Consider the following 18,075-nt stretch of genomic DNA (forward strand, 5'->3'; position numbering starts at 1 on the left):
GGGGTGGAAGATTTCCGGGGCAAGATCGCATGTGATATGACATCGTATGACTTATTCGACACCCAAGCCCGACCAGGACCGGACCGCCCTGCCGACGAGTCGGCAAAGGGAAGTCCCCAGGGAATCCAAGGGATTTCCCGGGGATTGGCGAACGGATCGCACTCTAGACCCGGGCCGCCAGCGCGTCATACGCGATCTCACGTAGACGCAAGCCAGCCCAAGTTGTCAGACAACTTACCCTGCCACTCAGCGACGGCCAGCCTCAGCGCTGCGCTTGGGGCCGGGCGCCCCCTGCGCAGCAGCGTTGGCCGAGGCGTTGGCCTGGCGGGTGCTGCCGCTGGTGTTGGCATTGCCGGCCTGGCCTGCCGCTCGCCCGCGGGCTGGCAGGTGCAGGCCGCAGAACACATTGCGAAGGGCCATCGGAATTCAGCGCCATCGTCGGCGTGCAGCCGGCGGGCGTTGGCAGCGAGACGGGTTGGACAAGCGCCATGCCAGCCGAAGTCAGCAAGTGCTGTTAACTTCCTGGCTCGCCACCCCTGTGAAGCCCTTCCCGAAGCCCCACGACGCCGACATGAGCATCCGCACCCGTCTCCTGTTGCTGGTCTTTGCCGTCTGGCTGCCGGCCGTCATCGGCTTTGGCCTGCTGGCGCGCACCACCTACCAGCGCGAGGAAGACAGCGCGCGCATGAACGTGCAGAACATCGGGCAAAGCCTGAACTTCGTCGCCGAGCGGGAGCTGGACAAGCGCGTGGTGATGGCCCGCACGCTGGCGGGCTCCAGCGCGCTGCACGATGGCGACGTGCGCCGCTTCCGCGAAGAGGCCGCTGTGGCCGTCGAGGGCAGCGGCAACTGGGCCTTCCTGGTCGACCGTGAGCGCGTGCTGCTGAACACCTTGCTGCCCGAGCTGGACCTGACGCCGCGCCCGCGACCACCCGGCGCGCACTTCGTCACCGGCGAGCCGGAAGTATTCTTCGCCCAGCAGGCGCCGTTGCTGAAGAAGCCGGTGCTGGGCGTGTTCGCGGCGCAGCGCGGCGTGCAGCCGCCGCAGTACAACGTCGGCGTGTCCTTCGAGCCGGGCGTGATGCAGGCCATCCTCGACGAGCACCAGTACCCCGAAGGCAGCGTCGCCTCCATCATCGACCAGGACCAGCACGTGATTGCCCGCAGCCGGGACCCGGAGACGTGGCTGGGCAAGCAGGCCACCGGCGACATCCAGCGCCGCGCCCAGGCCGGCGAAGACGGCTTTGCCGAATCGGTCACGCTGGACGGCGTGCCCTCGCTGAGCTACCTCAGCAAGCCCAGCCGCTACCGCTGGGCGGTGATCATTGCGCTGCCGCGCACCGCGCTGACCCGGGCGGCACAGCGGGTCACGCTGCAGGCCATGGCGGCCTCCGGGTTGTTGCTTCTGATCGGCCTGGGCATGGCGATGTATGGCGCGCGCCGCATCAGCGCACCGGTGCTGGCCCTGCGCGAAGCCGCCTCGCAGCTGGGCGAAGACGCGGTGCCGCCGCGCCTGAGCACCGGCGTCAGCGAAGCCGACCAGGTCAGCGCCGCGCTGCATGAAGCCGGCCTGCGCTCGCACGAGGCCACGCGCACGCTGGAGCAACGCGTGGCGGAAGCCGTGCACCAGGCCGGCGAGGCCCAGGCCCGGCTGCTGGACGGCCAGAAGCATGAGGCCATCGGCCGGCTCACCGGCGGCCTGGCGCACGACTTCAACAACCTGCTGCAGACCATCCAGATGGCGCTGCAGGTGATGGACCGCCAGGTTGGCGAAGGGCCGCAGCGCCGGGTGCTGCAAAGCGCGCTGCGGGCCACCGCGAAGGCCGGCGACCTGGTGCGGCAGATGCTCACCTTCGGCCGCCGCCAGTCCCTGCAGCCGCAGTCGGTGGACCTGGGGGACTTCGTGCTGAAAACCCAGGAACTCACCAGCAAGGCCGTTGGCGCGCGGGTGCGGCTGTCGGCCCACATCGAGCCACGCCTGCCGGCGCTGTTCGTCGACCCCACGCAGCTCGAACTGGCGCTGCTGAACCTGGTCTTCAATGCCCGCGATGCGATGCCTTCCGGCGGCCACATCACCCTCACTGGCCGCCTCGCCGAGCCGGTCGAGACCGCCGGCCTGCAGCCAGGCCGGCGCTACCTGTGCATTGAGGTCGCCGACGACGGCCCAGGCATGGACGCCGAGACCCAGGCCAAGGCCTTCGAGCCGTATTTCACGACCAAGCCGGTGGGCAGCGGCAGCGGGCTGGGCCTGCCGCAGGTGCTGGCCCTGGCGCGCCAGTCCGGCGGTGACGCGAAGCTGCAGAGCAAACCCGGCGAAGGCACCCGCGTGAGACTCTACCTGCCGGCCAGCGAACAGCAGGCCGACGCCGCACCCGCCGGCACCAGCGCGCCCAGGCCCAGCCGCCAACTGGCGTTGCTGATGGTCGAAGACGACCCGCTGGTGGCCTCGGTGGTGCTGCCCGCACTGCAGGGCGAAGGGCACAAGGTGACGCTGTGCAACAGCGCCGACGAGGCCTTGCAACGCCTGCTTCAGGGCCAGCCCTTCGACGTGCTGTTCACCGACGTGGTGATGCCCGGCCGCATGAGCGGGCTGGACCTGGTGGCCTGGTGCCGCGAACATCTGCCCGCGCTGCCCACGGTCGTTGCCACCGGCTACTCGGCCCAGGCCCCCGAAACCCACGCCCAGCTGCTGCGCAAGCCCTATTCGATCGACACCTTGCTCAGCGCGCTGCAGCAGTCGGTCGCGCAGGACTGAGATTCAGCGGAACAGCCCGCGGCGGCGGCGCGGCGTGGCCGTGCTCCAGGCGATCAGCGCCAGCAAGGCCAGTTGCATTGGCAGGCGCGCCACCAGCAAGGCATAAGGCAGGTCGAACTGTTCGGGCACCTGCAGCATGTAGACGTGCACCGGCGTGACGGCCAGCGTCAGCAAGAACAGGCCGATGCCGGCCGCGCGACGTGTGCGCCGCCACAGCAGGCCGGCCGCGCCCAGCAGCTCGAACCCGCCGCTGACCAGCACCGCCGCCATCGGCCAGGGGATGTAGGGCGGCACGATGCGCATCTCGGTTTCGAGCGCGGCGAAGTGCGCAATGCCGCCAATGAAGAACCACAGGAACACAAACACCAGGCCGGCAAGGCGCCAGCCCCCGAGCCGGGGCGCGGACATGGGAAGAGCAGATGACATCGGGGGATTGGACCTCAAGTGCCGAGGCCTGCAGCGCACAGCCCCATGAGGCCGCCCCGCGGGCCAGACCGAAGCCCCTGCCAGCACGAAGCTGCGGATTTATGTATGATGAACGTCATGCCAATTTCAAAAGCAAGCCAGCGGGCCGCGGCAAAAGAGGAAACACATGCACGCATCGTCGCCGTGGCGGCGCGGGCGATCCGTCGCAGCGGCTACGACGGGGTCGGCGTGGCCGACATCATGAAAGAAGCCGGGCTGACCCACGGCGCGTTCTACGCGCACTTCGCTTCGCGCGAGGCCATGCTGGCGGAGGCTGCGCGCCAGGCCTGCGCCGAGTCGGCCGCTGCGGCCGCAGGCGTGGCAGCGACCGTGCCGCCCGGGCAGGCGGTCGCCTCCATGCTGGGCGCCTACCTCTCGAAGGCGCATGCCGACCACGCGGAGACGGGCTGCCCACTGGCCGCGCTGGGCTCCGAGACCTCGCGGCAGGCACCGGAGGTGCGCCGGGTCACGACGCGCCACGTCAAGGAAATGGTCGACCTGCTGGCTCGCCAGTCACCGGACTGGGGGCAGGCCCAGGCCCACGCGCAGGCGCTGGTTGCGATCTCCACGATGGTGGGCGCGCTGCTGCTGTCCCGCGCGGTCGACGACCCCGCACTGGCCGATGGCCTGAGAAGCGCCGCGCTGGCGCACCTGAGCCCCACCCACGATTGAAACGGCCACATGACGGGCCGGCTGTTCGCTCACCTTCTCGAATGATGATCATCATTCCAATTTTCCATCCCTTCTCCACCCGAGCCTCTGGCAGACCCACACCATGACAAAACACAGCAGGATTGCCCTCGTGACCGGCGCCTCGTCGGGCATCGGCCAGGCCACCGCCACGCAGCTCGCCCAGGCGGGCTACACGGTCTACGGCACCAGCCGCCGTGGCGCCCAGCCCGGCCAACACGCTTTCGAGATGCTGGCCCTGGACGTGACCCGCGACGCGTCGGTCGAAGCCGCCGTCCAGCAGCTGATGCAGCGCGAAGGCCGCGTCGACCTGCTGGTCAACAACGCCGGCTTTGGCGTGGCGCCCGCCGGGGCCGAGGAGAGCTCGATCGAGCAGGCCCAGGCCATCTTCGACACCAACTTCTTTGGCATGGTCCGAATGACACGCGCCGTTGTGCCGCACATGCGCCGGCAGGGCGGCGGCCGCATCGTCAACATCGGCTCGGTGCTGGGCTTCCTGCCCATGCCTTACATGGCGCTGTACTCCGCCACCAAGCATGCGGTGGCCGGCTATTCCGAAGCGCTCGACCATGAGCTGCGCACGCAGGGCATTCGCGTCTCGGTGGTAGAACCCGCCTACATCAACACGCCGTTCGATGCCAACCTGATGCGGCCCGATGCGGTGCTGGACGTGTACGGCACGGTGCGCGCCGGGGTCGAGAAGCGGGTCAAGGAAGTGCTCGTCGGCGCCGACGGCCCCGGAGTCGTGGCCGAAGTGGTGCTGCAGGCGGCCACCGCGGCGCGCCCCAAGCTGCACTACGCGGCTGGCCTGGCCAGCCGCATGCGCATGCTGCGCCGCTTTGCGCCCGCCAGCGTGCTGGACGCGGGCGTCCGCAAGGACCTGCGCCTCGAAGCCTGAACCCAACCCGCTCGCTGATCCACCACATCGCCCCGCGCCGGGCATCGTTCGACCAAGGAAACACCATGAAGGCATTTGTTCTCGACCGCTACGCCAAGAAAGGCCTTCTGCGGCCAGCCGAGCTGCCGGACCCTGAATTGCGCGACGACGAGGTCCTGGTCGAGGTGCACGCCGCCGGCGTCAACCTGCTGGACGCCAAGATCCGGGACGGCGAGTTCAAGCTCATCCTGCCCTACCGGCTGCCGCTGGTGCTGGGTCACGACGTGGCCGGCGTGGTGCGAAAGGTCGGCCCACGGGTGCGGCAGTTCAAGCCCGGCGACGAGGTCTACGCGCGGGTGGATGACTTCCGGATCGGCACCTTCGCCGAACTTGTCCCGGTCAAGGAAAGCTCGCTGGCGCCCAAGCCCAGGAACCTCTCGATGGAAGAGGCCGCGTCCATCCCGCTGGTGGGCCTGACGGCCTGGCAGGCGCTGGTGGAAAAGGCCCATCTGAAGCAGGGTGAGACGGTCTTCATCCAGGCGGGTTCCGGCGGCGTCGGCACCTTCGCGATCCAGCTGGCCAAGCACCTGGGCGCCACGGTGGCGACCACCAGCAGCAACGCCGAGCTGGTGAAGCGCCTGGGCGCGGACGTGGTCGTCAACTACAAGACACAGGACTTCGCGCAGGTGCTGCGCGACTGCGACTTGGTGCTGAACAGCCAGGACGGCAAGACACTCGCCAAGTCCCTCGGCGTGCTCAAGCCCGGCGGCAAGCTCATCTCCATCTCCGGCCCGCCGGACCCGGCATTCGGCCAGGCCATCGGCGCGCCCGGCTTCGTGAGGCTGGTCATGCGGCTGCTGAGTGCGGGCGTCCGGCGCAAGGCCAGGAAGCTGGGCGTCGACTATTCATTCCTGTTCATGAAAGCCAACGGCAGCCAGCTGCGCGAGATCACCCGGCTCATCGAGGCCGGCGCCATCCAGCCGGTGATCGACAAGGTTTTCCCGTTCGGATCCACCAACGAAGCCATGGCCTACGTCGAAGCGGGCCGCGCAAAAGGCAAGGTGGTGGTCAAGGTCAGGTGAGGATGCAGGGCGGGGACATGTAGGCGGGCAAACCTGCGCCAATTGCCAGTTCTACCAAGGCAAGCCGAGCTGACCTCCCTTTGCATCGGCGTCTGGGTGACGAACGAGCGGAAGCTGTGGCCAAGGGCTTGCGCGAAACGCGGTGCTGATTGTTTGATCACTTGGCCGCAAACGCCCCCAGCTTCAGCAAGCGAGCGGCGTTCTGCTTCAGGATCAGCGGCTTCACCTCGTCCTTGAAGCCGGCTTCCTCGAAGTCCTTCATCCAGCGCTCGGGCGTGATCAGCGGGAAATCGCTGCCGAACAGGATGCGGTCCTTCAGCAGCGTGTTGGCGTACTGCACCAGCTGCGCGGGGAAGTACTTCGGGCTCCAGCCTGACAGGTCGATCCACACGTTGGGCTTGTGCATCGCCAGCGAGATGGCCTCGTCCTGCCAGGGCCAGGACGGGTGGGCCAGCACGATCTGCATGTCGGGGAAGGCAATCGCCACGTCCTCGACCATCATCGGATTGGAGTTCTGCAGCCGCAGGCCGCCGCCGCAGCGCATGCCGCTGCCAATGCCCGAATGCCCGCTGTGGAAGATGGCCGGCAGCTGGTACTCGGCAATCACTTCATAGAGCGGCCAGGCCATGCGGTCCGCCGGCTCGAAGCCCTGCACCGTGGGGTGGAACTTGAAGCCCTTGACGCCGTATTCCTCGATCAGCTTGCGCGCCTCGCGGGCGCCCATCTTGCCCTTGTGCGGGTCGATGCTGCCGAAGGCAATCATGATGTCCGGGTTGGCCAGCGCGGCCTCGGCGATCTCCTCGTTCGGGATGCGCCGCCGGCCCATCTGCGTCTCGGCGTCCACCGTGAAGTTCACGAAGCCGATCTTCTTCTCGCGGTAGTAGGCAATCGTCTCTTCCATCGTCGGCCGGCGCGAAGAGCGGAAGTACTTGTCGGCCGCGCGGTCGAACTCCTCGCCGTAGTTGTCGAAGGGGTTGCGGCAGGACACCTCCAGGTGGGTGTGGGTGTCGATCGCGATCAGCTCGTCCAGGTTCATTGAGGAAGCTCCAAGTTTGTTTAAGTAAAACAATCAATCAACGGGTGCGTCATCGGGGTTTTCACGGACAAATATCCGATTGATCTCCAGGCCGGTCGGCGCCAATAATGATTAAGTCGCTGAATCATTTTCCCCGCCACCACCGCCACCCGCCCATGACCCTTCCGGACTTCACCCCCGCCACCGGCCTGCTGGCCGGCCTGCCGCTGCTGCAGATCAGCCAGCAAGGCGCCGTGGCCCACCTGCGGCTGAACCGCCCGGCCAAGCGCAATGCACTGAACGACCCGCTGATCGCCCAGCTGCACACGGCCTTGCTGAACCTGCCGGACGACGTGGGCGCGGTGCTGCTGAGCGGCGAAGGCGAACACTTTTGCGCCGGGCTGGACCTGTCCGAGCTCAGCGAGCGCAGCGTGGCCGAGGGCATTGCGCACTCGCGCAGCTGGCATGCGGCCTTCGAGCAGGTGCAGTTCGGCCGGGTGCCGGTTGTCGCGGTGCTGCATGGCGCGGTGGTGGGCGGCGGGATGGAGCTGGCCAGCAGCGCCCATGTGCGGGTGGCCGAGCGCAGCACCTTCTACGCGCTGCCCGAGGGCCAACGCGGGCTGTTTGTGGGCGGCGGCGGCGCAGCGCGCATTCCGCGGCTGATCGGCGCGGCCCGCATGACGGACATGATGTTGACCGGCCGCGTGCTGAGCGCCGATGAAGGCTTGCAGTTCGGCTTGGCCACCTACCTCGTCGAGCCCGGCGAAGGCCTCGCGCAAGGTCTTGCGCTGGCCAGGAAGATCGCCGCCAACGCGCCGCTGTCCAACTTCGCGGTGATGCAGGCGCTGCCGCGCATCGCCGGGCTGTCGCAGTCCGACGGGCTGTTCGTCGAGTCGCTGATGGCCGCCATCGCCCAGGGCGACGACGCCGCCAAGCAGCGCATGCGCGCCTTCCTCGAAGGCCGGGCCGGCAAGGTGAACGCCGCATGAGCGCGCCGGCCTATCGCGCGTTGAGGGTCGGCGGTTGCCTCGAGGCTGCTGTCGAGTACCGCGACGATGGCACCGTGGTGCTGCGCTCCACCGAACCGCTGGCGCCCTTCCCCGCCCGCCTGAGCGACCGGCTGGAACACTGGGCCCGCGAGGCACCGGAACGCACCTTCGTGGCCCGCCGCGGCGCGGACGGCGAGTGGCGGCGCATCAGCTATGCGCAGATGCTGGCGCGCGCACAGGCCGTGGGCCAGGCGCTGGCGCAACGCGGGCTGTCGGCCGAGCGGCCGGTGGCCATCCTTTCCGATAACGACCTGGAACACCTCACGCTGTCGCTGGGCGCGATGTGGGCGGGCGTGCCCTACACCCCGGTTTCGGTGGCGTATTCGCTGCTGTCTCAGGACCACGCGAAGCTGCGCCACATCCTGGGCACGCTGACACCCGGGCTGGTGTTCGCCTCCAGCCCGGCCTATGCGAAGGCCATTGCCGCAGCGGTGCCCGAAGGCGTGGAAGTGGTGCTGACCGAGGGCGCGCTGGCGGACCGCGCCGCCACCCCTTTTTCCGCACTGCTGGCTGCCACGCCGGGCGCCGAAGCCATGGCAGCGCATGCCGCGGTGGGGCCGGACACGCTGGTCAAGATCCTCTTCACCTCAGGCTCGACCAAGCAGCCCAAGGGCGTGATCAACACGCACCGAATGCTGTGCGCCAACCTGCAGATGATCCGCCAGGCCTTTGCCTTCCTCGGCGACGAGCCGCCGGTGCTGGTGGACTGGCTGCCGTGGAACCACACGTTTGGCGGCAACCACAACGTCGGCATTGCGCTGTACAACGGCGGCACGCTGTACATCGACGAAGGCAAGCCCACCGCCAGCGGCATTGGCGAAACGCTGCGCAACCTGCGCGAGATTTCGCCCACCATCTACTTCAACGTGCCCAAGGGCTTCGAGGAAATCGCCTCGGCGATGGACGAAGACGACGCGCTGCGCGAGTCGCTGTTCCGCCGCGTGAAGGCCTTCATGTACGCGGGTGCCGGCCTGTCGCAAGCGGTGTGGGACCGGCTGGACGCGCACGCCGAACGCACCATCGGCCAGCGCGTGCGCATGCTCACGGGCCTGGGCATGACCGAGACGGCGCCCTCGTGCACCTTCGCGCTCGGTGAAGACATCCGCTCGGGCCACATCGGCCTGCCCACGCCCGGCGTGGAGCTGAAGCTGGTGCCGATGGAAAAAGGGCCGCACGGCAAGACCGAAATCCGCTTCCGCGGCCCCAACGTCATGCCAGGCTACTGGCGCGAGCCGCAGCAGACGGCCGAAGCCTTCGATGAAGAAGGCTTCTACCGCACCGGCGACGCAGTGGCCTTCGTCGACCCCGAGCAACCGCAGCGCGGCCTGCGCTTTGACGGGCGCATCGCTGAGGACTTCAAGCTTTCCAGCGGCACCTTCGTCAGCGTGGGCCCGCTGCGCGCCCGCGTGACGCTGGACGGCGCCCCCTGCGTGCAGGATGTTGCCGTCGCCGGCATGGACCGCGACGACATCGGGCTGCTGATCTTCCCTCGTGTGGACGAATGCCGGCGCCTGGCCGGCCTGCCCGCCGACACGCCGGCCGCGCAGGTGCTCACCAACGCCGGCGTGCGCGAGTTCTTCCAGCAACTGGTGAACCGCCAATGGGAGGCCGGCACCGGCAGCGCGACCCGGGTGGCACGCGCGCTGGTGATGCTCACGCCGCCGCGCATGGACCTGGGCGAGATCACCGACAAAGGCTCGCTGAACCAGCGTGCGGTGCTGACCCATCGCGCGGCCTTGGTCGATGCGTTGTACAGCGGGCTGCCCACCGATGCCCTCCACAAACTCACCGGCAGCCTGGACGTGATCCGGCCGACAAGCAAATGACGATGATGAACCTGCAAGGCGTGGCCGCACTGGTCACCGGTGGCGGCTCCGGCCTGGGCGCGGCGACCGCGCGTGCGCTGGCGCGGCAAGGCGCCAAGGTCACGGTGCTGGACATCAACGAGGCCGCCGCTGCCAAGGTCGGCGCCGAAATTGGCGGCCTGGGTTTGCGCTGCGACATCACCGACACCGCCAGCGTGCTGGCCGCGCTGGCCGCCGCGGCCCAGGCCCACGGCCCAGCCCGCGTGCTGATGAACGTGGCCGGCATTGGCGGCGCGAAGCGGCTGATCGCCAAAGACGGTAGCCCGATGCCCATCGAGGACTTCCAGCGCATCATCAACGTCAACCTGGTCGGCACCTTCAACATGATCCGCCTGGCCGCCGCAGCGATGGTCAAGCTGGAACCCTTGCAGGACGGGGCGCGGGGCGTCATTGTCAACACTGCCTCGGTGGCCGCCTACGACGGCCAGATCGGCCAGGAGGCCTATGCCGCTTCCAAGGGCGGCCTGGTTTCGCTGACGCTGCCGCTGGCGCGCGACCTGGCGCAGTTCGGCGTGCGCGTGGCGACCATCGCGCCAGGCCTGTTCCTCACGCCGCTGCTGCACGAGCTGCCGGCCGAGGTGCAGCAGTCGCTGGCCGCGTCCATCCCCTTCCCCAAGCGCCTGGGCCAACCCGAGGAGTTTGCCGAACTGGCGCTGCACATCGCGCAAAACGGGCACCTCAATGGCGAGGTGATCCGCCTGGACGGCGCCTTGCGCATGGCGCCCCGCTGACCGTTCCCCTTCCTGATCCCCCCAAAAGGGCCGCGCTGACGGTCCCAACACAACGGAGACAACCCGATGGACCTTGACCGCAGACAGTTCCTGGTGGCAACCGGTGGCGCGCTGGCCGCCAGCACCCTGCCCGGCCCCGCGAGCGCGCAGAACCTGGAGACCGCGCGCCTCATCGTCGGCTTCCCGCCGGGCGGCACGACAGACGCCGTGGCCCGCCGCATTGCCGACAAGCTGCGCGGCGGCTACGCCAAGGTCGTGCTGGTGGACAACCGGCCAGGCGCCGGCGGGCGCCTCGGTGTGGACGAGCTGCGCCGCAGCCCGCCCGACGGCAGCACGCTGCTGCTCACGCCGGCCTCCATCATCACGCTGTACCAGCACATCTTCACCAAGCTGCCCTACACCTCGGACGACGTGAGCCCGGTCAGCACGGCCTGCGTCATCAGCTTTGCATTCGGCGTCGGCCCCGCCGTGCCGGCTTCGGTGAAGAACCTGAGGGACTACTTCGCCTGGGTCAAGGCCAACCCGGGGCTGGCCGGCTATGCCACGCCCGGCGCCGGCACGCCGCCGCACTTCCTTGGCATGCTGCTGTCCAAGGAGAGCGGCGTGGAGCTGAACCACGTGCCGTACCGGGGCTCGGCGCCGGGCATCCAGGACCTGGTGGGCGGCCAGATCCCGGCCATGAGTTCACCCATCGGTGACTACCTGCCCTACCTGGCCAGCGGCAAGCTGCGTGTGCTGGCCACCTCCGGCCCCAAGCGCTCGCGCTTCACGCCGGATGTGCCGACCTACGCCGAACAAGGCTTTCCGGCGCTTCAGATCCAGGAGTGGTACGGCTTCTTCCTGCCCGGCAAAGCCTCGCCCGAAGTCGTCAACCGGGCTGCCGCCGCCGTGCGCGGCGCCGTCGCGCTGCCTGAAGTCACCGATGGCCTCGCCCAGCTCGGCTTCGACGCCTCGGCCAACTCCCCGGCCGAGCTCGCCAAGGCCGTCAAGAGCGAGTCCGCAGCCTGGGGCCCGCTGGTCAAGCAGGTGGGGTTCACGCCGGAGGCGTGACGCCTGCACGCCATTCAACCGGCTTTGAGCCATCGCGCCGCGGCATCGGCGGTGTCGGGCGGGGAAGTGTTGAAGGCGATGGATGCCTGGGGCGCCGTCATCGCAGCCTTGCTCAATACACCGGCAGCATGGGGGGGTCGGCTGCCAGCAGTGGCACCAACGCCATGCCCTGCGGCGTGGCCCAGTTGCCGACCAGTTCGGCGACCATTGTGTTGGTTGACGTCAGCCAGACGCCCGCACGCTCCATTCGCCTTCGCGACGTCTCCTCACCGATCGAGAAGCTCGATCCGCTGGCGTCAAGGACGGCCTGGACCTCATAGCCCGCTTCGACAGCGCTGATCGTGGGAAAGACGAGACAAATGTCCGTGGTGACTGCTGCAATGATCAGCTGCTTGCGGCCGGTTGCGGAGACAGCCTCGCTGAAGTGCGGATCGTCCCAGGCATTGACGACCCCTTGGCGCTTCACTCTTTTGGCAAAGGCCTCTGGCGCAACTCGTTCCAGCGACGGATGGAGTGGGCCCTGCACATGATCCTCTTGACTGGAGGTCATGACAATCGGCATGTCGAATGCGAGCGCGGCTTTGAGAAGCGTGATCGCATTGCGAATCGACTGGTCGGGATTCATGTTCTTGATCAGCTGCGTCGTGCCGACTTGGTGATCGATCAGCAGAAGAGCGCATTGGGCCGGCTTGAAGTGAGGTGATTTCTCCATTTGCAATGTCCTTGGTTAGGGCCATAGAAGGGATCAGTGGGATCGGATCCAGAACCGTCTCGAACAAGGGGAACCTCAATGGGCGGGCAACAACAGTCGGGCGCCGACTGCCAGGCGCGTGAAGGCCTGCTGGTTCATGCCGTTCAATCCTTATTCGGAGATGCCACCAGGGGTGTGACAAACTCATTGAAGGGTGATCGGCCGAAAGGATAGTGGGCGCACGTGCGTTTGCGGAGGAACACGGTGTTCCCGTGGCGGAACGATCGCTTGTTTACGATCCAGGCTCCCCCGCGGAGCCGTTCGCGCGTCAAGCGGCCCTCGCTGTCCACTTTGAGCCCCTCCTTCGACATGCTGGACCTGAACGACCTGCGCTTGTTTGAGAAAGTCGCGACGTTACGAAGTTTCTCTGCGGCCGGGCGGGTGCTGAATGTCCCCAAATCGAGCGTGAGTCGGGGGGTCGCTCGCCTCGAGTCGGCCTTGGGAATTCGCCTCGTCCAGCGCACGACGCACGAAGTGCAGTTGACCGAGGCCGGCGTTGCATTGCATGAGCGATGTGTGCATCTGCTCGCGCGCATCCATGAAACGATCGATGTCGTCACCGGAATGGGCAGCAATCCGCGCGGTCAGCTGCGGGTCAGCGTCGGAATTGGCTTCGGGTACAACGCACTGTCCGACTTGCTGCCGGAGTTCCTGGCGCGCTACCCCGACGTCAACGTGGCGGTAGAGCTGAGCAGCCGAACCGTCGACCTGATCGCCGAGGGCGTTGACGTCACGGTGCGCATCGGACCGATGACCGACTCGCAACTCATTGCAGTCAGGCTGGGGACGATACACCGCTACCTATGCGCCGCCCCCGCATACCTCGCGCGGCGCGGCTCCCCCCTGGCGCTGGACGAGATCCAGGCGCACCACGCCATCGAGATGCCGGGGATTGACGGCAGGCCGAGGGCCTGGATTTTCAGAGGACCCGGCTGCGAGGAGAAGCGGTTCGAACTCAAGCCGCGCCTGAGCATCAACGATCCTCTGTTGATTCACCGACAAGTGCTTGCTGGCGTCGGGCTGGGCTGCCTGTCGGGCTACCTGTGTGCGCCCGACATCAAGGCCGGACGACTTGTTCACCTGTTTCCGGAATGGACGCTGCCTCCGTTGGAGGTCAGCGCAGTCTTTCCCAGCAGCCGAGAGTTGTCGCCGACCGTCAGGGCTTTTGTGGAGTTCCTGAAAAGCGCTTCGGCGCCAGGCAAGTCTTGGCAGAACGATTCGATGGCGACCCAGTAGGCCAAGCGTCAAAGTTGACTGAAGGAGCATTGTCTTGACAACGATTCATCATTCGATCCATCCCGAGGATCGCCAAGTCATGGTTGGAATGCGCGAGCAGATGACGCCCATGAAGGGAAGCATCAGCGGGCCGGAGGCAAGAGTGCCTTTCGATTCGATGATGCAGCAGGTCGCGGCGGCCCCGGGCGTGACGTACGAGACCGCCACGGTGGGCGGGGTCGAAGGCGTGTGGTGCAGGCCCGTCGACGCGGCAGATGCGTCGGCCGCCATCCTCTACTTTCACGGCGGCGCCTACGTGATCGGGTCCGCACTTGCGTACCGGAATTTTGTCGGGCAAATCGTGTCCCTGACCAGGACCGCCGCTTTCGTGCCGGCGTACGGGCTTGCGCCCGAGCGCCCGTTTCCGGCTGCCGTCGAGGACGCACGCGCCGCCTACGCGGGATTGGTGGCGCTGGGCCTCACGAAGATCGCGCTGGCAGGTGACTCAGCCGGTGGCGGCCTGGCCCTCGTGCTCCTCTCATGGGCCGTCGCACAGGCGCGCCAGACGGGCAACCCGTCCCCCATTTGCGCGGCAGCCATGTCGCCATGGACAGACCTCGCGCTGGCTGGCGAAACCATGCGTTCCCGTGCCGAGGCGGATCCGCTGCTGACGCGGGACTCGCTGGCGACGACGGCGCGCCTGTACCTCGGCGAGCACAGTGCCCGAGATCCGCTCGCGTCGCCACTGCACGGCAATCTGGCCGACCTGCCGCCGGTATTGATGCACGTTGGCGAAGACGAGATCCTCCTCGACGATTCCCGCCGGTACGCCGACCTCGTCGCGGGCCAAGGTGGATGGTGCGAAGTGCATGTGTGGGAGGGGATGGTGCACGTGTTCCAGTCCAACTTCGCGCTGTTGCGCGCCGGCAAGGCGTCGCTGAAAGCCATCGCCGAGTTCCTCGAACATCAGCTTCGGAGCTCAGGCCTCACGAAGCAAAAGGTTGCCACATGAAGGTACTGCTCCTGGGTGCGACCGGCGGCACGGGTCGCGAGATCGTCAAACGAGCCACCGCGAAGGGGCATTCGGTCGTGGCGGTGGTTCGATCAATTGCCAAGGCGGGCGACATGGCCGGCGCAACCCTCGTTGAAGGAGATGCGCGCGATGACGCGGTGCTGGCATCGGCAGGACGGCGCCGTCGTCGGTCAGGCACAGCTTGCGGGAGCCCCGCACCATCGGCCGCGCCCCCAAGCTGACTGTTCCGGAATTGAGACGGACCGTCCAAATCTGGAGTCTATGCACCGCGCACGAGACGACCTAATCTTCAGTCACGGGAACAGAACGCCGTGCCGACCCGGCCGGGCCGACAGCGCAACGCTCCCTTGCAACCCAGCGCAGCCATCTGCCGCGCATCACTTTCGGAGCCCATCATGTCCATCCTCGTCACTGGCAGCACCGGCCGCATCGGCGCCCAGGTCGTCACCCAACTCGCCGCGAGTGGCGCCAACGTCCGCGCGCTCACCCGCACGCCGGAGAAGGCCGAGTTTCCGGCCGGCGTCACCGCCGTCCGCGGCGATCTGCTGGACGCCGACGCGATGCGTCTGGCCCTCGCCGGCGTGAACACGCTGTTCCTGCTCGTCAGCAACGCGCCCGACGAGCTGACCCAGGCCATCAACACGCTCGGGCTGGCCCGCGAAGCGGGTGTGAAGGGCATCGTCTACCTGTCGGTGACGCGCAGTGCCGAGTACACCGACGTCTCGCACTTCACCACCAAGCACGCCGTCGAACGGATGATCGAACAGATGGACCTGCCCGCGACCGTGCTGCGCCCGTCCTACTTCTTCCAGAACGACGCGACGCTCAAGGATCCGCTGACGAAAGCCGGGCTCTACGTCTCGCCGATTGGTGACAAGGGCGTGTCGATGATCGACGTGCGCGACATCGCGGACGCTGCCGTCATCGAGCTGCTGCGGCGCGACCGCGCGCCAGCCGCGCTGCCCCGCGTGACCTACGAGCTGTCAGGCCCCGCCGCGCTCACCGGCACCTCGCTGGCGAACGTCTGGTCCGACGTGCTGGGCCGCGAAGTCCGCTACACGGGCGGCGATCTCGACGCGTTCGAAAAGGCAGTGAAGACCAAGGCGCCCGCTTGGCTGGCGTACGACCTGCGCGCGATGATGCGTCGCTACCAGACCGATGGCGCAGTGGCCGCACCCGACGACATCGTCCGGCTGACGACGCTGCTGGGCCGCCCGCCGCGCAGCTACAGCGACTTCGCGCGCGAGACGGGCCGCAGCTGGCAGGCGTGATCCATTGCCCGCTCCCAGCACTTCATTTCCCCAACGAACCCGGAGATCGTCATGACTTCATCCAATGCCCCCAAGCGCGTGCTGTTCATCGGCCAACAGCCCGAGAGCGTCGACTTTTCAGACCCGGCGCTGCCACCCGGCTTCGACGCCGCAAAAATCCATGCCGGCATCGCCATCGGCATGCAGCAAATGGCCGATCGCGGTTGGGCCGCCGAACTGTGTCTGGTGCCGCCCGACGCCTCGGCAACCGAGATGGTGACGAAGCAGCTCGCCAGCAAGCCCTACGATTGCGTCGTGATCGGCGGCGGCATCCGCATCCCACCGAAGAGCCTGCTGCTCTTCGAGCAACTGGTAAACGCCGTGCACCGGGCCGCACCGGGTGCAGCCATCGCCTTCAACACGACGCCGCAGGACACGGCGGACGCGGCAGCGAGACGCTTCGGGAGTGACTGATGCCGCGCGAGTGCGCCGCAGCTGTCACTGCGCTCCGCGCACAGCGGCCCACTCAGCCGGCGCCACAAACGGAATCGCCTGCTCCACCGTCTCCCAGATGAATCGCCCCGACGGGCTTTGCTGTTCCTCCACGACGTGGGCGACCAGCCCGGCGGCGCGCGAGATGACGGCGAAGCCGCGCATGACTTCGGTGGGCACGCCGATTTCGCCGAGCAGCGCGGCCACGGCACCGGTGGCGTTGAGGGTGATGGACTTGCCGGCCACCGTGTCGACCGCGCGGGACAGGGTTTCGAGGGCGCGCAGGTGGGTGCCTGGCAGCTCGGGTTCGGTGCGGGCCAGGTCCAGCAGCTTGTAGGCGCGCGGGTCCACCGGCTTGTGCAGGTGGTGGCCGAAGCCGGGCACGGGCTGCTTGCGGGCCTCAACGCTTCCTGCGTGGTTCACCTGTCGCGCGTAGTTGCACCCTGTCGGCTCAGACCGCCGCTTCGTCATACCCGAGTCGACTCCGAGGAGCAGGCCTACCGACAATGAATCCGACGGGGCAAGGCTCTCCGTCGTCCTCCATCGAACGTCGGTTTTCAAACTCATCACGAATATGACCCGCAGCGTTTCCAGTCAAAGCAAACAAGACGTGACACGTCGCAATTTCGTTTCAGCAGGGGCTTTAGGTCTGTTGTTGACATCGTATTCCCTGCCGCTATTCAGCGCTGAACTCCCCCGAGTGCAAGTGTGGAAGGTCAGCAAAGGCGGCCGCGCCGCGTATGTTCTTGGTGAGAGTCTTCCACGCACCGTCGACTGGCAGGACCCGGATGTCCAGGCGCTCCTGACGAACTGCGGCCGCCTCTGGACGGAAACGAACCAGACTTATCGCGAATCCACCGACGCGCTCGTGAAGAAGTTCGGTATGTCAGCCGACGCCTCGCCGCTTGGTGCGCTGTCCACTGAACAGATGGCGCGCCTGAGAGCGGCGGCAGTTCGGACCCAGACCTCACTCGGTGATCTTGCGGGCGCGCGTCCATGGCTGGTCGGGGCAACGCTGGAGGACGCTGGCTATCGCGCCGCAGGCCTCAACGGAAGATCCGCCAGTACAACCCTGCGGGCGCAAGCGATTGCCGGCGGAATTCCAGTTTCAACAGAGTTCCCGCTCAAGGATGATGTCTTTGCCTGGTTTGGAGAAATGACCCCCGACGAAGATGCACAGTTTCTCTGCTACGCAGTCGACGGCGTGCTTCTGGGCCTCTCCGGGTCGGAGCAGATATCAAGCGCCTGGGCATCGGGGCGTCCGGGACCGGCAGCGCGCTTCGTTGAGCACGAGAGACGTGACTATCCGGCGCTGTATCGAAAGCTGACCCTCGCGCGCAACCGATCCTGGTTGCCACGATTCGAGCTGATGACGAAGGATGCAAAGCCTGCTCTCGTGGTCGTCGGTCTCTACCATCTCGTGGGACCGGACAGCCTGCTGGTGCTGCTGCAACAGGCGGGCTTCACGGTTTCGAAGGGCATCTGAAGTCGAGGACGATGTGGCCTGCTGCAAGGCGGACGAACGACAATAAGGCTGCGCAAGTCACGACGCGGCGGCGCTAAACAAGTGCCTGATTCGGCAGCTAGGGCAGCTGCACCCAATCGGTAGCCTGACTAGTACAACATCCCTGAAGTATCTTTCATATAAATGGGAATGGCGATAAGCTGCAGGGCATGAGCCGTGGACGCCATGCACAGACGATCAAGCTATCGCGTGAAGAGCGCAAGTCGCTTGAGCTGTTGACCCGCCGAGGA

Annotated in this window: 18 protein-coding genes and 1 pseudogene; 14 read left to right on the plus strand and 5 right to left on the minus strand. The window is 67.1% G+C overall.

The features are described 5' to 3' along the window. Positions 1-246 precede the first annotated feature (246 nt). Positions 247-420 (minus strand): hypothetical protein, encoded by a 174-nt coding sequence (locus ACAH41_RS21070; protein WP_325654361.1) that lies wholly within the window; start codon positions 418-420, stop codon positions 247-249. A 151-nt stretch (positions 421-571) separates the two neighbouring features. Between ACAH41_RS21070 and ACAH41_RS21075 the strand changes: the two genes are divergently transcribed. Further along, complete coding sequence (locus tag ACAH41_RS21075) at positions 572-2,755, plus strand: ATP-binding protein (protein ID WP_325654363.1); 2,184 nt, start codon at positions 572-574, stop codon at positions 2,753-2,755. A 3-nt stretch (positions 2,756-2,758) separates the two neighbouring features. Here ACAH41_RS21075 and ACAH41_RS21080 read toward each other — a convergent pair whose 3' ends face one another. Continuing rightward, positions 2,759-3,163: a hypothetical protein gene (locus ACAH41_RS21080; RefSeq protein WP_325654365.1), complete on the minus strand. Its 405-nt coding sequence runs from the start codon at positions 3,161-3,163 to the stop codon at positions 2,759-2,761. Between the two features lie 123 nt (positions 3,164-3,286). Here ACAH41_RS21080 and ACAH41_RS21085 point away from each other — a divergent pair, with 123 nt between their 5' ends. From ACAH41_RS21085 to ACAH41_RS21095, 3 genes are all read left to right on the plus strand, one after another. After that, positions 3,287-3,892, plus strand: coding sequence for a TetR/AcrR family transcriptional regulator (locus tag ACAH41_RS21085; protein ID WP_325654367.1), 606 nt, complete (start codon positions 3,287-3,289; stop codon positions 3,890-3,892). A 103-nt stretch (positions 3,893-3,995) separates the two neighbouring features. Continuing rightward, positions 3,996-4,808 carry an oxidoreductase gene (locus tag ACAH41_RS21090; RefSeq protein WP_325654370.1) on the plus strand — a complete coding sequence of 271 codons (813 nt, stop codon included), beginning with the start codon at positions 3,996-3,998 and terminating at the stop codon, positions 4,806-4,808. 65 nt (positions 4,809-4,873) lie between these two features. After that, positions 4,874-5,869 (plus strand): NADP-dependent oxidoreductase, encoded by a 996-nt coding sequence (locus ACAH41_RS21095; RefSeq protein WP_325654371.1) that lies wholly within the window; start codon positions 4,874-4,876, stop codon positions 5,867-5,869. 157 nt (positions 5,870-6,026) lie between these two features. Here ACAH41_RS21095 and ACAH41_RS21100 read toward each other — a convergent pair whose 3' ends face one another. Further along, on the minus strand, positions 6,027-6,905 hold the full coding sequence (locus tag ACAH41_RS21100) for an amidohydrolase family protein (RefSeq protein WP_325654373.1): 879 nt from the start codon (positions 6,903-6,905) through the stop codon (positions 6,027-6,029). Positions 6,906-7,060: 155 nt separating this feature from the next. On the opposite strand from ACAH41_RS21100, the gene ACAH41_RS21105 reads away from it, so the two are divergent. From ACAH41_RS21105 to ACAH41_RS21120, 4 genes are all read left to right on the plus strand, one after another. Continuing rightward, positions 7,061-7,873 (plus strand): crotonase/enoyl-CoA hydratase family protein, encoded by an 813-nt coding sequence (locus ACAH41_RS21105; RefSeq protein ID WP_325654374.1) that lies wholly within the window; start codon positions 7,061-7,063, stop codon positions 7,871-7,873. After that, complete coding sequence (locus ACAH41_RS21110; RefSeq protein ID WP_325654375.1) at positions 7,870-9,759, plus strand: feruloyl-CoA synthase; 1,890 nt, start codon at positions 7,870-7,872, stop codon at positions 9,757-9,759. Before ACAH41_RS21105 ends, ACAH41_RS21110 begins: the two co-directional genes overlap by 4 nt. A 5-nt stretch (positions 9,760-9,764) precedes the next feature. Beyond that, entirely contained in the window at positions 9,765-10,529 is a 765-nt protein-coding gene (locus ACAH41_RS21115; RefSeq protein ID WP_325654396.1) for an SDR family NAD(P)-dependent oxidoreductase, read from the plus strand. Positions 10,530-10,595: 66 nt separating this feature from the next. Then, positions 10,596-11,579, plus strand: a complete 984-nt coding sequence (locus tag ACAH41_RS21120; RefSeq protein ID WP_325654376.1) for a Bug family tripartite tricarboxylate transporter substrate binding protein — start codon at positions 10,596-10,598, stop codon at positions 11,577-11,579. A gap of 112 nt (positions 11,580-11,691) precedes the next feature. On the opposite strand, the gene ACAH41_RS21125 is transcribed toward ACAH41_RS21120, so the two are convergent. Continuing rightward, positions 11,692-12,291, minus strand: a complete 600-nt coding sequence (locus ACAH41_RS21125) for an isochorismatase family protein (protein ID WP_325654377.1) — start codon at positions 12,289-12,291, stop codon at positions 11,692-11,694. A gap of 348 nt (positions 12,292-12,639) precedes the next feature. Between ACAH41_RS21125 and ACAH41_RS21130 the strand changes: the two genes are divergently transcribed. The 5 genes from ACAH41_RS21130 (at position 12,640) to ACAH41_RS21150 (ending at position 16,302) form a co-directional block, all read left to right on the plus strand. Then, positions 12,640-13,566, plus strand: coding sequence for a LysR family transcriptional regulator (locus tag ACAH41_RS21130; RefSeq protein ID WP_325654379.1), 927 nt, complete (start codon positions 12,640-12,642; stop codon positions 13,564-13,566). Positions 13,567-13,600: 34 nt separating this feature from the next. Beyond that, the gene (locus tag ACAH41_RS21135) at positions 13,601-14,557 is read left to right on the plus strand and encodes an alpha/beta hydrolase (protein ID WP_325654381.1); all 957 of its coding nucleotides are present in this window, start codon (positions 13,601-13,603) and stop codon (positions 14,555-14,557) included. Beyond that, positions 14,554-14,799 (plus strand): NAD(P)H-binding protein, encoded by a 246-nt coding sequence (locus tag ACAH41_RS21140; RefSeq protein ID WP_370538450.1) that lies wholly within the window; start codon positions 14,554-14,556, stop codon positions 14,797-14,799. Before ACAH41_RS21135 ends, ACAH41_RS21140 begins: the two co-directional genes overlap by 4 nt. Positions 14,800-14,973: 174 nt before the next feature. Further along, positions 14,974-15,849 carry an NmrA/HSCARG family protein gene (locus tag ACAH41_RS21145; RefSeq protein WP_325654382.1) on the plus strand — a complete coding sequence of 292 codons (876 nt, stop codon included), beginning with the start codon at positions 14,974-14,976 and terminating at the stop codon, positions 15,847-15,849. Between the two features lie 51 nt (positions 15,850-15,900). Continuing rightward, positions 15,901-16,302 carry a hypothetical protein gene (locus ACAH41_RS21150; protein ID WP_325654383.1) on the plus strand — a complete coding sequence of 134 codons (402 nt, stop codon included), beginning with the start codon at positions 15,901-15,903 and terminating at the stop codon, positions 16,300-16,302. 24 nt (positions 16,303-16,326) lie between these two features. Here the strand turns inward: ACAH41_RS21150 and ACAH41_RS21155 are convergent. Beyond that, positions 16,327-16,719, minus strand: a pseudogene (locus tag ACAH41_RS21155) (citrate/2-methylcitrate synthase); the annotation flags it as partial. 175 nt (positions 16,720-16,894) lie between these two features. Between ACAH41_RS21155 and ACAH41_RS21160 the strand changes: the two are divergent. Further along, complete coding sequence (locus ACAH41_RS21160; protein WP_325654386.1) at positions 16,895-17,806, plus strand: TraB/GumN family protein; 912 nt, start codon at positions 16,895-16,897, stop codon at positions 17,804-17,806. The last annotated feature ends 269 nt before the right edge of the window (positions 17,807-18,075 follow it).

The sequence above is a fragment of the Ideonella sp. genome, from assembly GCF_041287625.1.
In the GTDB taxonomy this organism is placed as follows: Bacteria; Pseudomonadota; Gammaproteobacteria; order Burkholderiales; family Burkholderiaceae_C; genus Ideonella.

Coding starts and splice junctions, on each gene's coding strand:
- ACAH41_RS21070 (WP_325654361.1), bottom strand. CDS start 420: ATGGCCCTTCGCAATGTGTTCTGCGGCCTGCACCTGCCAGCCCGCGGG.
- ACAH41_RS21075 (WP_325654363.1), top strand. CDS start 572: ATGAGCATCCGCACCCGTCTCCTGTTGCTGGTCTTTGCCGTCTGGCTG.
- ACAH41_RS21080 (WP_325654365.1), bottom strand. CDS start 3,163: ATGTCCGCGCCCCGGCTCGGGGGCTGGCGCCTTGCCGGCCTGGTGTTT.
- ACAH41_RS21085 (WP_325654367.1), top strand. CDS start 3,287: ATGATGAACGTCATGCCAATTTCAAAAGCAAGCCAGCGGGCCGCGGCA.
- ACAH41_RS21090 (WP_325654370.1), top strand. CDS start 3,996: ATGACAAAACACAGCAGGATTGCCCTCGTGACCGGCGCCTCGTCGGGC.
- ACAH41_RS21095 (WP_325654371.1), top strand. CDS start 4,874: ATGAAGGCATTTGTTCTCGACCGCTACGCCAAGAAAGGCCTTCTGCGG.
- ACAH41_RS21100 (WP_325654373.1), bottom strand. CDS start 6,905: ATGAACCTGGACGAGCTGATCGCGATCGACACCCACACCCACCTGGAG.
- ACAH41_RS21105 (WP_325654374.1), top strand. CDS start 7,061: ATGACCCTTCCGGACTTCACCCCCGCCACCGGCCTGCTGGCCGGCCTG.
- ACAH41_RS21110 (WP_325654375.1), top strand. CDS start 7,870: ATGAGCGCGCCGGCCTATCGCGCGTTGAGGGTCGGCGGTTGCCTCGAG.
- ACAH41_RS21115 (WP_325654396.1), top strand. CDS start 9,765: ATGAACCTGCAAGGCGTGGCCGCACTGGTCACCGGTGGCGGCTCCGGC.
- ACAH41_RS21120 (WP_325654376.1), top strand. CDS start 10,596: ATGGACCTTGACCGCAGACAGTTCCTGGTGGCAACCGGTGGCGCGCTG.
- ACAH41_RS21125 (WP_325654377.1), bottom strand. CDS start 12,291: ATGGAGAAATCACCTCACTTCAAGCCGGCCCAATGCGCTCTTCTGCTG.
- ACAH41_RS21130 (WP_325654379.1), top strand. CDS start 12,640: ATGCTGGACCTGAACGACCTGCGCTTGTTTGAGAAAGTCGCGACGTTA.
- ACAH41_RS21140 (WP_370538450.1), top strand. CDS start 14,554: ATGAAGGTACTGCTCCTGGGTGCGACCGGCGGCACGGGTCGCGAGATC.
- ACAH41_RS21145 (WP_325654382.1), top strand. CDS start 14,974: ATGTCCATCCTCGTCACTGGCAGCACCGGCCGCATCGGCGCCCAGGTC.
- ACAH41_RS21150 (WP_325654383.1), top strand. CDS start 15,901: ATGACTTCATCCAATGCCCCCAAGCGCGTGCTGTTCATCGGCCAACAG.
- ACAH41_RS21160 (WP_325654386.1), top strand. CDS start 16,895: ATGACCCGCAGCGTTTCCAGTCAAAGCAAACAAGACGTGACACGTCGC.